Annotated in this window: 12 protein-coding genes and 1 pseudogene; 4 read left to right on the top strand and 9 right to left on the bottom strand. The window is 35.6% G+C overall.

The window, feature by feature from the left end; all coding sequences use genetic code 11:
- Positions 1-104: 104 nt before the first annotated feature.
- The 6 genes from ABWU58_RS02870 to ABWU58_RS02845 form a co-directional block, all read right to left on the bottom strand.
- Complete coding sequence (locus ABWU58_RS02870; protein ID WP_353283565.1) at positions 105-1,349, bottom strand: ankyrin repeat domain-containing protein; 1,245 nt, start codon at positions 1,347-1,349, stop codon at positions 105-107.
- A gap of 96 nt (positions 1,350-1,445) precedes the next feature.
- Complete coding sequence (locus ABWU58_RS02865; RefSeq protein WP_353283564.1) at positions 1,446-2,561, bottom strand: hypothetical protein; 1,116 nt, start codon at positions 2,559-2,561, stop codon at positions 1,446-1,448.
- Positions 2,562-2,614: 53 nt separating this feature from the next.
- Positions 2,615-3,859, bottom strand: a complete 1,245-nt coding sequence (ltrA, locus tag ABWU58_RS02860) for a group II intron reverse transcriptase/maturase (RefSeq protein WP_353276809.1) — start codon at positions 3,857-3,859, stop codon at positions 2,615-2,617.
- Positions 3,860-3,911: 52 nt separating this feature from the next.
- Positions 3,912-4,052 (bottom strand): hypothetical protein, encoded by a 141-nt coding sequence (locus ABWU58_RS02855; protein WP_019078704.1) that lies wholly within the window; start codon positions 4,050-4,052, stop codon positions 3,912-3,914.
- 318 nt (positions 4,053-4,370) lie between these two features.
- On the bottom strand, positions 4,371-5,273 hold the full coding sequence (locus ABWU58_RS02850) for a reverse transcriptase N-terminal domain-containing protein (RefSeq protein ID WP_353282765.1): 903 nt from the start codon (positions 5,271-5,273) through the stop codon (positions 4,371-4,373).
- A gap of 671 nt (positions 5,274-5,944) precedes the next feature.
- Complete coding sequence (locus tag ABWU58_RS02845) at positions 5,945-6,160, bottom strand: hypothetical protein (protein WP_353283563.1); 216 nt, start codon at positions 6,158-6,160, stop codon at positions 5,945-5,947.
- A gap of 176 nt (positions 6,161-6,336) precedes the next feature.
- Between ABWU58_RS02845 and ABWU58_RS02840 the strand changes: the two are divergent.
- The 3 genes and pseudogenes from ABWU58_RS02840 to ABWU58_RS02830 all read left to right on the top strand — a co-directional run.
- Positions 6,337-7,047 (top strand): annotated as a pseudogene (locus tag ABWU58_RS02840) (Rpn family recombination-promoting nuclease/putative transposase); the annotation flags it as partial.
- Between the two features lie 649 nt (positions 7,048-7,696).
- Positions 7,697-8,728 carry a YhcG family protein gene (locus ABWU58_RS02835; RefSeq protein ID WP_353283562.1) on the top strand — a complete coding sequence of 344 codons (1,032 nt, stop codon included), beginning with the start codon at positions 7,697-7,699 and terminating at the stop codon, positions 8,726-8,728.
- Between the two features lie 11 nt (positions 8,729-8,739).
- Entirely contained in the window at positions 8,740-9,771 is a 1,032-nt protein-coding gene (locus ABWU58_RS02830) for a YhcG family protein (protein WP_353283561.1), read from the top strand.
- Between the two features lie 9 nt (positions 9,772-9,780).
- Here ABWU58_RS02830 and ABWU58_RS02825 read toward each other — a convergent pair whose 3' ends face one another.
- Together ABWU58_RS02825 and ABWU58_RS02820 are read right to left on the bottom strand one after the other, a co-directional pair.
- Positions 9,781-9,903, bottom strand: a complete 123-nt coding sequence (locus ABWU58_RS02825) for a hypothetical protein (RefSeq protein WP_353283560.1) — start codon at positions 9,901-9,903, stop codon at positions 9,781-9,783.
- Positions 9,887-10,159, bottom strand: coding sequence for a transposase (locus ABWU58_RS02820; RefSeq protein ID WP_353283559.1), 273 nt, complete (start codon positions 10,157-10,159; stop codon positions 9,887-9,889). Before ABWU58_RS02820 ends, ABWU58_RS02825 begins: the two co-directional genes overlap by 17 nt.
- Here ABWU58_RS02820 and ABWU58_RS02815 point away from each other — a divergent pair.
- Positions 10,154-10,837 (top strand): HaeIII family restriction endonuclease, encoded by a 684-nt coding sequence (locus ABWU58_RS02815; protein ID WP_353283703.1) that lies wholly within the window; start codon positions 10,154-10,156, stop codon positions 10,835-10,837. The two genes, ABWU58_RS02820 and ABWU58_RS02815, sit on opposite strands and share 6 nt — an antisense overlap.
- A gap of 60 nt (positions 10,838-10,897) precedes the next feature.
- Here ABWU58_RS02815 and ABWU58_RS02810 read toward each other — a convergent pair whose 3' ends face one another.
- The gene (locus ABWU58_RS02810; protein ID WP_353283558.1) at positions 10,898-12,418 is read right to left on the bottom strand and encodes an HlyD family type I secretion periplasmic adaptor subunit; all 1,521 of its coding nucleotides are present in this window, start codon (positions 12,416-12,418) and stop codon (positions 10,898-10,900) included.
- Positions 12,419-12,528 lie beyond the last annotated feature (110 nt).

Genomic DNA, 12,528 nt, shown 5'->3' with positions numbered 1-12,528 from the left:
AGCTAGATCACTTAAATTTTTAACACTAATTAGTTTTAAATTAACACAAAATTTATGATAATTTTCTACTTTAAATAGATAAAGTTTTTCTCCCGTTATCCTTCTCAAACTCTACTAGGAAATTTACTCGATCCAGAGTGCTGTTGTAACGATACATCCGTCACTTTTGTAGTACTTAACATACTTGCAATTCCCATACGTCCAGTTTCTCTAGCAAGATCTAAAGGTATTTTACCATTATTATCTTTAATTTGAGTATTGGCACCTCTATTAATTAGAAACCTTGCAGTGCTTTCTTTAAAATACCCATCAACACCAGCAGTATAGTGTAGCGGAGTCAAACCATTTGCATCAATTTCATTAATGCTTACTCCCTTATTTAAGAATAGCTCTATAACATTAGGGGTTGTTCGTCCTCCTCCGCGAGCGGCAAGATGTATAGGCTTTTGACCATCAACAGTTTGAGCATGAATATCAGCCCCTTCATCTATTAGCAGTTTTACAGCCTCCAATTCAGCATGTTTAGCAGCATAATGTAGCGGAGTTAACCCATTTGTATCAGTATCATTAATACTTACTCCGCTGCTTAAGAAGCACTTTACAATATTAGCAGTATTAGCAGTTTTGTATCCTCCGCGGGCAGCAAGATGTATAGGTTTTTGACCCTTAATGGTTTTAGCATGAATATTAGCTCCTTTATTAAGTAGAAATTTTGTAAGATCTAAGTGATCAAATCGAGCAGCATAGTGTAGTGGGGTTAAACCATTTTTATCGGTATTTTCAATGCTTACTCCCTTACTCAAGAACAAATCTATAATATTTACGCGCCCTGCGTAAGCAGCAAGATGTATAGGCTCTTGACCACAAGTATTATTAGCATAAATATTAGCCCCTTTATCAATTAGAGATTTTGCCACTTCTAATTTATTCTCGGATGCAGCATAGTGTAATGTGGTTCTACCAATTTTATCAGCATCATTAACACTCACTCCCTTGCTTAATAAGAACTCCACAATATTTTTATGACCTCCAATGATAGCACTATGTATGGGTTTTTTGCCACCAATTCCATCCTTAAAATTAATGTTAGCTCCTTTGCCTACAAGAAACTTTACAGTATCTAACTGACCATACCTAGCAGCAAAGTGTAATGGTGTACTGTCATTACTGTTAACATCATCAATACTTACTTTTTTGCTTAACAAAAACTCTATAATATTATTACGACCAAACTTGGCAGCTGAATGCATAGGCTTTCTGCCACTTACATCTCTAGTGTGAATACTTGCTCCATTTCTAACAAGCTCTTTAACCTTACTAAGGTTATTTTGTTCTATTGCATTATGCATAAACCCTCCCAAAATATTATACTACTACTAAAATAATAAAATAAAGCAAGATGTTTTTGAAATAGCAAAGCCAATATCTTTCGCTTCATTTTTTGCTCATAAATTTAATATCTCCTCACGCTGACTTTTCCTTGATTCTTGTACTTTATCTGCCCAAGTTTTAGATGTACTATGAGATTGATTAGGTTTTCCATACCTTTCAAAATACCCCTGCTCAATAGCATCATAAACCGAATATCCACCAAGTAAACAATTCTTACCTAATTTTTCTCCACAATTTTTTAATTGCTCTAGCAGATCTTGATTATTTACTTCTACCCTTATTTGACCTTCATTTTGCTTATCAGGATATAATCTAACTTCTAACTCTCCCTGACTGGTAGGGAAAGTTAACACTATATCACTATTATCTGCAAGGTTAGTGTAATTCCTTATACCATTTTCTGTTATAATATCCACCTCGCTTTTTCCGATCCTTATTATACTTCTTCTATATCCTACCTCTTTCTGATTTAGCTCTAGATCTCTTACTTTATCTGTGATCATTGCAACATTTATTGTGCTATCTTCTGAATATTCCAAATAAAGAACAGTGTTATCCATTCTTACATCATTCAGCTTATTATTGGCTGCACTTCTTGCAACTTTAACAAGTTTATAAGCATTATCGACGTAGCTCGCATAAGCATCAAAGATATTATTTTTATGATACTTAAATTCTAATTCCAGTTCGTTAATTACATTAATACTATTTTCATTATACAATACTGCCCCTGCTGATACCAAATTATACACTATATCACTAGCAACTTCAGAATTCCTTTTTAACTTATTTAACTCACCAATTCTTTTTATCACATAATCTGTGAAACTATACCAGTTACATGCAATAGGGTCTTCTGGAGAAAAGTCTTTGTTAAAATTTAGCCGCACTCCAGATCTGATTGCCTCATCTACAACTTTTTTTAGTTTGTCCATATCTTCAGCTTTAGATACCCTGTCTAAAAAATCATCTAATTTTTTCTTTTGATCTGGCATTAAATGGTGCCATAAAACGAGGGGACGTTTTTCCTCTGCTATACAATAAGGTACATCACATGATGCCCCTGCCTTCAAAAATAAGTCTCTTATTTCTGCACCAATAGCTTCATTAACATCAGAAATACCTGCGTTACAATAACAAAGGAGAGTAGACCGGCGGAACTTCCCCACCAGTCTCTCGCAGAACTGCACGGAAACCTCTCGGCTTATACAGCTCCCATTATTTAGCCTTTTGATCCTAACCCAAGTGTCCAATGATAGAAAATACTTGGAGACCTCTTTCTCACTTTTCCTAGAAATTGCTTTGCTAGTCTTCCGTGATCACGAAGTTTCTTATATTTTGTCCTGACCCATCTTATGAGGTATCTCTCTATATTTCTGAGAGATGGATACATCTCTGATTTATAAAACCTGCCATAGTACTGAAACCAGCCTCTGACTATTGGATCTATTTTCTTCGATATTTCCTCTAGTGTGGTCCATGTAATCCGATGTATTCTCCATGACTTTATGGTTTTCTTGATCTTCTTCTTGGCTTTGTTACTAATTGCAGGTAGAAATGAGATGAAATAATTCCTCATCTTATTCTTTGCTACTCTAGGTCTAAAAGTATAACCTAGAAAATCAAAGCTTTGTTTAGGAAATTGTTCTTTTCTATCATCATCCTTACTGTACACAATCTGTGTCTTTTCAGGATGTAACTTCAATTTACACTTAGCCAATCTTTCTTCAATCATTACTTTCATAAATCCTGCCTGTCTTTTAGTTCTGCAGTGCACTATCGCATCATCTACATATCTTTCAAATGGTACTGTTGGATAATTTTGTTTCATCCACATATCAAACGCATGGTGCATAAATATGCTTGAAATGATTGGGCTTATTGAACCTCCTTGCGGAACTCCTTTATCCCTTGTTACCCTACTGCCATCTGCTTGCTGAATGGGGGCTTTCATCCACCTCTCAACATACAGTATGACCCATTTGCAGTCTGTGTGTTTCTTGATAGCCTGCAGTGCTAAATCGTGGTCCAGATTGTCGAAAAATCCAGATATATCAAGATCTACCGTCCAATCATTTTTCCAACATCTCTTCCGTGCTGTGTATACCGCATCCAGCGCAGACTTATTTGGTCTATAACCATATGAATCTTCGTGAAATTTCGGTTCTACTAACGGCTCAAGATACATTGTAGCTGCTGTTTGCGCTATCCTGTCGAATACTGAAGGCACACATAAAATTCTTTGCCCTCCTGTATCTTTTGGTATCGCAACAGCTTTTACCGGCTCTGGAAAATAACTTCCGGATGACATCCGATTCCATAATTTGTATAGATTATCCTTTAGATTTTCTTCAAACTTTGTTATCGAGACCTCATCTACACCTGCTGCACCTTTATTTTTCGATACTTGTTTATAAGCTCTCCAAATAAGTTGCTTTGGTATATCAAAAGACTTTGTTTCATTCATTAACTCCTCCCTTTCGGTTGATAAATAATTAAAACTAAATAACTTAGCCCCTTCACTCCATTTCCATTACAGAAACTTCTTCGCTACTACGAGCTAATCCGCCCCTGTTTTTCGCATCGGTACTCTCATCCTCAGAGATCAGCTCTTTGGACTTCTCCCTTTTCATCGAAACGACAGGTTCCCGTAGTTCCATGCAATAGCCTAAAATAGATTCACGCCACTTTTATGCCGGACGCCACCTACCCAGTAAACAAGCTCCCTGTAGATTCATCCCAGGTTAACGACTACCCCCTGGTTTTGACGTCGTCTCTACGCTTTCGACACTTCATCAGTGGTTCACTTGCGTTCGTCTCTCTATTTCATACATGACACATAATTGTGCCTTTTCCATAACGCTCACTACCTTAGCTCTTTACCAAAGCAGCTTATGGCTGTTTGAAGCCTGCTCTTGCAAACCGGCTCCGAGGGGCCCTCCCTCATCTACTGCACAGCTTCAACACTTTCCGTGTTTCTACGGCGCACAGTCATCTGCATAAAAAATTACTTTGCATGAGTTTTGTGCATCCCTGTGAGATGCTTTTCCAAGTCTCTTTTTCTTATCAGAAAAAAGTTCGTTTGCCAAAGCTTTTTTTATGTAGCATTCCATTCCATGCAAGGCAATATTAGCCAATAAAGGTGAGATAGTTCCCCCTTGAATTGTACCTTGTTTAGTAAATTGGAATACTTTTCCTTCCATAATGCCAGCTTTTAACCATCCTCTTATAATCTTTACTATAGTTGGTGTGGTATGAAGCTTTTCCAATAACACCTTATGGTCAATATTGTCAAAGCATCCAGATATATCTGCATCCAAGACAAATGCCATTTTTCTTTTTAGTGCATCAAATATAGCTCTTATAGAATCGTGACAAGATCTACCAGGTCTAAAACCATAAGTGTTAGGCTCAAATTTTGCCTCCCATTCAGGTTCTAAAGCCATTTTTACAAGTGTTTGTTTTGCTCGATCTGCTATTGTAGGTATTCCAAGAGGACGATATTCTGTTGGTTTAACAGGTTTTGGAATCCAAACACGTCTTGATGGTTTTGCTTTTTCCCTTATATTTAAAGAGTTTGCTAATTGCAATCTTTCTTTTTGCTTAAGGCTAGCTTTTCCATCAATACCTGCTGTCTTTCTTCCTCTATTATCCTGAGTTACCCTTCTAACAGCAAGCATCCTTGCACTTGTTGATTTGAGTAATAGTCTCTGAAGATTGTGCATCCTTTTGACATCATTACATTTAGAAGCTTGGTAAATTCGTTTTTGCAGCTTAAATGAAGATTGCTCTAGCTTACGCCAGGGAATTTCATTCCATTCATACCTAACTTTTTGTTGGTTCATAACATATTTACTACTACTTACAACTTTACCTTCCAAATTATAGTGTCTACGTCAGCATATCCTGAATATTATTTCAGGCATTAGCTTCTTAGACAATCCTTCCATCATAAAGCTTGCGGTTTGGCTACCTTCTCAAGAGAGCAAATATGATGGTTACCCTGTTCTACATTCTTGTTTCACGCCACACTTAGGTTCCTACTCTCCGCCGAAGATTAAGAACATCAAAACTAGACATCTACTATTCTAATTCCTTAAATTATCTCATACCATTTTGGTCTATGCGTGTTCAACCTTTTTTCGCATATTCCGCGTAACGACAGTTCTAACATAGGTTTCTTTCGTAACCTTATGCAGCTTTGCTCGAAGGGATTCACCATAAGGTTTGGTGTTACCTCCTTTTGTCCCATGCTTGCATCCCAAAAGTTGCCACCTCTCAGAATGTGGGCCATGCTTTACCCCTGATGTCTGGGGAGATGGAATTTAACCATCACAACAATGCAACTTCAGGTCGCACATATATAACGCGATAATTACTAACTCTTAGCCTTTTGTGTCCTTTTAAGCTATGATGTAGCGGCTCACCAAGTTTTATTGGATCAACTGTAAGTCGCTCTCTTACCGCTTTTTTGATTCCTGTCTTTATATTCTCTGGTAAGGATGGTATATCCTCCTTACGAACACGCTTGAGGTATTTGATGGTGTATGGTTTATTCCCAGACGTCTTCACTATCTTCTATTTCTTCTGCACCGTCAACGTCATACTCATTAGCAACTGCAGATAACAGAATATCTTCTTCTTCAAGTTCAATTGCCTCTTTGATTAGCCTTTCTGCTAGCTCTTGAGCAGACTGGTTGGAAAGTTTAGCTAAATCAACAAGATGCTGTGAAGTTTCTTTACTGAGAGCTATACTAGCGTTTGCCATAAGTTTTACCAAAGTCTACTAATAATTATACAGCATTTTTTTTAATTTTTCAATAAAGAAAATGAATTAGGAAAGATACCTGTATAGGAATACATAATATAACTGTGTAGTAAAAATAAGGTTTCTATTTGTAGAAAGTAGTGTATAACCGTTAATATTTTTCGGGCATTTTTACTATGGCTTTGTTAAAATTTCTTGATGCACGAACCGATTGCGCTTTCAAGAGAATATTCGGTACTGAGAGGAATAAAGACATCCTCATTCATTTTCTCAATGATATTTTAGGCTTTACTGGTTTGCAGAATGTTCAATTTTTAGCTGCCATTTTGGATTTTGAGATTGCCGCTAAAGAGCAGGGCATTTTTGATGTTCTTTGTGAGGACTCTCAAGGTTCTAGTTATATTGTTAAAATGGCATTCACTAAGACCAAAGGTTTTGAGAAATGTGTCCAATATTATGCTGCTAAAACTTACGTAAACCAAATAGATATAGATAAAGTAGATCAAGAGTATCATAAACTCAAGAGAGTTATCTTTATAACTGTTGCTGATTGTATTATTTTTCCAAACAAGAATGAGTACAAGTCAGATCATGCTATTCTAGGTAAGGTTACTCGCAAACATTACCTGAATGACTTTAGGTATACTTTCATAGAACTACCAAAATTTCCAAAAACAAAAAAGGATCAACTAGAAAATATAGTTGAAAAATGGTGTTATTTTTTTCGATATGCAGCAGAAACAAGGGAAGAGGACCTAGATAAAATAGTCGGTAGCGATGTAATAATAAAACGAGCATATGAAGAGATGAACAAGCTTAGTTGGTCGGAAGAAGAATTACTAGCATATGAACAAGAGAAGAAACGCCTAATGGATGAGATAGTTGCTTAAGAACTCACGCCAAGAAATTTTGTGTACATGAGTTAGTGAACAATTCATGCCTCATTAATTAGCTTGTTTGTAAGTTTGCAGACATACTTTGAGGTTTAAGTGTAATAGAAACACGGTGGCCATTTAAAGCGTTTTAAAAGGTTTTTATAGCGTTGTTTGTAATCAGGTAATAGTTTATAGCTTTATTCAGAAAACATCTGTAATACCCTTTAGAATTTGAATAAAAGTTAGTGTAAGCAAATCTGTATGGCAGACTTTTTCTTATTTAAGTGTTTGTGATATCAAAATACTAAAACATTAAAGTATCAAAATACTAAAATATCAAAATATTAAAGTACTAAAGTATCAAAATACTAAAATATCTTGACTCTAAATATCGTAATAGAATTAAAGTAGGGAATAGTTATCGGTGGTCAAAAAGGTGGCAGTGGCAAAACAACCATAGCAAAGAGCGCCTTTTTGTCTATAGATGGGGATTTGAGCGAATTTGTGATATTTGCCTTCCCAATAACGAAGTTGGTATTAGAAGTTAATATAAATGCATTGTTGAACTTAAGACAAGGCTGAGCTGAAAGTAGCAGGCCGAAGAGAGAATTTCAACAAATAAAAGAATCATGTAATAATAAAAATCGTTGAAAGGAATCCTATGACAAGAATTATAGCAAAGGAATACACAGAGCTTTTAGAACAGCTTAAAGACCGTATTGCAACGAGCCGTTATAAAGCAGCACTTGCGGTAAATAGTAAGCTTATCTTGCTCTACCATTATATTGGAACAGAAATCTTAAAACGGCAAAGAGAACACGGCTGGGGAGCGAAAGTTATTGATCAACTAAGTAAAGATTTGCGAGATGCTTTTCCTGATATGAAGGGGTTTAGCATTCAAAATCTAAAGTATATGAGAAGATTTGCAGGAGAATATAGCGAAAATGAAATTGGTCAACAAGCTGTTGACCAATTACCTTGGGGTCACAATATCGTAATAATGTATGAAATTAAAAATAAAGAAGAAAGATTTTGGTATATTAAAAAGTCGCGTGAACACGGCTGGTCTCGCAACATCTTATCTATGCAGATTGAAACAAATTTGTATAAACGTGAAGGTAAAGCAATGACAAACTTTAGAAATAAGCTTGCATCTCCTCAATCAGATTTAGCACAGCAAATGCTCAAAAATCCTTACGTATTTGATTTTTTGAGTCTTGGTAAAAAAGCGCATGAAAGAGAGGTAGAAAAGGCTCTTGTAGCTCATATAGAACGTTTCCTTTTAGAGCTTGGTGAAGGGTTTGCGTTTTTAGGAAGGCAGTACCATTTACAGGTTGAAGATAGAGATTTCTATTTGGACTTGCTCTTTTACCACGTTAAGCTTCGTTGCTATATTGTAATTGAACTAAAAGCAGGGAAATTCAAGCCAGAATACACTGGAAAGATGAATTTTTACCTTTCAGCAGTTGATGATTTATTAAGACAGCCAGATGATAATCCATCAATTGGTCTTATCCTGTATCGCTCTAAAGTTGGAGTTGTAGCCAAGTATGCATTACGTGACATGAACAAGCCAATAGGGCTAGCAGAGTATCAAATCACTGAAAATCTACCAGAAGAGGTAAAAACAGCTCTGCCAACAATAGAAGAATTAGAAGCAGAGTTATCTAAAGTTTCAGATAAAAAAAGTTAATAAGGAATTCTATGACAAAAATTATAGCAAAAGAATATACAGAATTTTTAGAGCAGTTGAAGGAACATATTGCTACTAGTCGTTATAAAGCAGCACTTGTGGTAAATAGTAGGCTTATTTTGCTTTACCACCATATTGGAACAGAAATCTTAAAACGGCAAAAAGAACACGGCTGGGGAGCTAAAGTTATTGAGCAATTAAGTAAGGACTTGAAAAGTATCTTTCCCGAGATGAAAGGCTTCAGCGCTAGAAACCTAAAATATATGCGTAGGTTTGCTGAAGAATATCCAAATGTTGAATTTGTGCAGCAGGTTGCTGCACAATTGCCTTGGTTTCATATCGTAGTGATTATGGATAAGATAAAAGACCCACAAGAGAGACTTTTCTACTTCCAGAAAGCTATAGAGCATGGTTGGTCACGTAGTGTGATGGTTATGCAAATTGAACTTGGGCTTTACAGGCGTCAAGGGAAAGCTATTACTAACTTTAAAGAAAAATTACCATCCCCTCAATCAGATCTAGCACATTATACATTAAAAGATCCATATATTTTTGATTTTTTGAGCATAGGAGAAGATGCACACGAAAGAGAAGTAGAAAAAGGACTTGTAGGACATATGGAAAAATTTCTGCTAGAGCTAGGGGAAGGATTTGCGTTTGTTGGTAGGCAATATCACTTAGATGTTGGAAATAAAGATTTCTATATTGACTTATTGTTTTACCACTTAAAGTTACGTTGTTTTGTGGTAATAGAACTAAAAGACAAAGATTTTAAGCCAGAGTATGCTGGTAAAATGAATTTTTATCTTTCAGCGGTTGATGATTTATTGAAACATGAAACAGACCAACCTTCAATAGGATTAATTTTATGTAAGTCAAAGGATAATGTACTAGCAAAGTATACACTAAAAGACATAAATAAGCCAATAGGGCTAGCAGAATATCGAATAACTGAAAATCTACCAAAAGAGATAAAAACCGCTCTGCCAACAATAGAAGAATTAGAAGCAGAGTTATCTAAAGTTTCAGATGAAAAAAGTTAATATCGTGAGTTATTCTTTATTAAAGATTTTTTGCAGGGTTTCTTCATCGATCTTTATTCTTTCCTCACCCTCGCATTCCTTAATAATTTCAGATAATCCAACATTTTCTATTTCATCAATTATTAATCGCACTAACTTTTCTGTTAGCTCTAAGAACCTGTCTTGAAAAGAAATGAGAAAGAGAATATGATGAGATAAGTAAAAAATAGTCATACACCGTCTTCCATGGCGGAAAATCTTTCGGCAGCATTCTCCATTGACAACCACCTCTCATTATATACCTTATTGCATTAATAATCGTTCTGATATTGTGCTTCCTTGGCCTCCCTATCTCTCCTTGTGCAACATGTGGCTCCAAAATTTCCCATTCCTTATCACTTAGATACAATTTCCCCTCCTATTTTTTACTTACACTATCATATTCTTTTCCTCATTCCTTTTCAAGACAGGTTCTAAAGGTCAAATTGGAATTTCAGCTAAATACAATCATGCTGCAATAAAACATTCTCGACTTTCAGATAAAATTGATTTTGGTAAAGAATGGACAGATCATCCATGTAGCGAAAAATATTTTAAAACTATTCAGCCTGTATTTATGCAATTAAGAGAAATGCGTGCTCAGAATATGCTATTTAGAGATATTCAAGGAAAAGAAACAAGAATTTATTTGCCAGTTTTAACAGCGTTTGAGGATGAGCTTAAACGGCTATGTGAAAGTTTTAGAGGTGTATTTGTTGAAAAATTTTTCAGATATTTACTTGGGCGTCATGATTTTTATAAGATTATGTTAAAAACAGCGTGTAAAAGAAAAACAGTCTCTTTGCAGTCCGTCAATATTGGCGGCACATTAGAATACGGTTCAAAATGGAAAATACCTGAAAGAATACGAGTAATAGAAAGAAAGTCTGGCTCGTCAAGTACAATAGAAATAATGTTTGAGGGTGGATGGACTATTTCTTTTAGGCTTCATAATGCAAGTAGCAAAACAGAGCCTTCTTTAAAATTCGATATTCAATTTATAGGGATTGCAAGTAGTGTAGGGCTACATGTTATTGATATTGTCTAACTATAACCTAAATTTTATTACGGCACTTTTTTTTTTTTCACTACTACTTTAACGAGTGAGCTACCTTTCTATAAAAGACCTATCAACTGTTGCAATTATAGGCGTAAACAAGAATGATAAAAGAGTACGGGATTGAGTAACTATATACACTTCTGCTGGCATACCAGGGTATAGGTATACGTTTTTAAACTGAGCAAGCTCTGGTTTTGGTATCACTACGCGTACTGAATAATAACGCCCTAGCCTTGGATCATCAAGGGCATCGGGAGAAATATTGCTTACTATGCCATTAATTAAACTTAAACGACGTGCACTATAAGCACTTAAACGAACTTTAACCTTTAGCCCTTCTAGCCCATCAATAGAGACTATGTTGCTATCTTTCTTTTGTGCTGACAGTACCTCTTCTATGTTTCTGGTCTGAATTTTAGCATCTATTATTAGGTCATCATCCGATGGCACTACACTCATGATCGGAACTCCAGATTGTATAACACCACCTTCAGTATGGTATCTTATATCTGTGACTATCCCATCTTGAGGCGATTTAATTATTGTACGTGCTAATGAATCTTCAGCAACCATCAGCCTCTCTTTCAAGTCTGCAATAGACGTACTAACTTCCTTAAGTTCAGCGTTTGCTCTTTCTTGAGAATCATTTTTCACGTTTATAATTTCTAATTCGTTCTCTCCAATTTTTTGCTGCACTTGAGATATTGCAGAACGGTAATGTCCAACTCTGCCTTCAATTTCAGCAAACTGTTTTTCTAAAGCTAAAATGTGTGGTTTGCTTATATGGCCACTATCAAGTAATTGTCTTTTTGTTTCCAACTCCTCAGTTATCAAGTCATATTGCTTATGAGCTGCATTTAGTTGAAAGTTTAGCCCCGCTAATTCATCATTTAACTGCTTTATACGTTGTTGCAGTATGTCTGTTTTTCCCAATATGCTCTTTCTCTGAGAGTTGAACAACTGTACTTGATTCTTTATCGCTTTATTTACAAGTTCATCGTTAGATAATTTTTTAACCCCATCAGGAAACTCGAGCGTGTCTAAACCTCCTCTGATTGCAATAAGCCTTGCTTCTGTTGCTAAAAATGATAAGAGTTTCTCTTTGATGATACTTAAATTCGCTTTCTCGTTAACATCACTCAACAAAACTAGGGGCTCATCTTTTTTAACTGCTTGACCCTCTTTTACTAAAATTTTGCTTATTATTCCTCCGCCCAAGTGTTGAACTATTTTTCTATTTGAAGATACAATAACTTCTCCACTTGCATGCACCGCACCGTCAATTGGAGCTATAGCCGACCAAATACCACCTATCCCAAAAAAGATGAGTATTACTATCAGACCAAAAAATAGTGGTCCCCATGTTACTTTCAGGACTTCATTTACGTTATTACTTTCGCGTTTTAAAATAAAATTTATCACTGCATCAATCAATGCAAACGTCTTATCCAAAAATTTTGGGTACCTCTTCTTTTTATTTTTTGCTCCTTGCATATTTATATTATCACTATGGCCAATCAAGCCTGTCAAAGAAAATCCAGTGCTAAGCTTTTTCAACTTACTTATCATAATACTACTGTGAATTTGTGTTAACTCAAGATAACACACAAAAACAAAGAATCTATAATTTAAGCATTCCATTTAGACTGTAGAGCACCAGAATAAACTATTTAGTAACA

Origin of the sequence: Wolbachia endosymbiont (group A) of Pogonocherus hispidulus (assembly GCF_964028195.1) — a bacterium.
Classification (GTDB): domain Bacteria; phylum Pseudomonadota; class Alphaproteobacteria; order Rickettsiales; family Anaplasmataceae; genus Wolbachia.
This window is presented reverse-complemented; position numbering and strand designations above follow the sequence as displayed.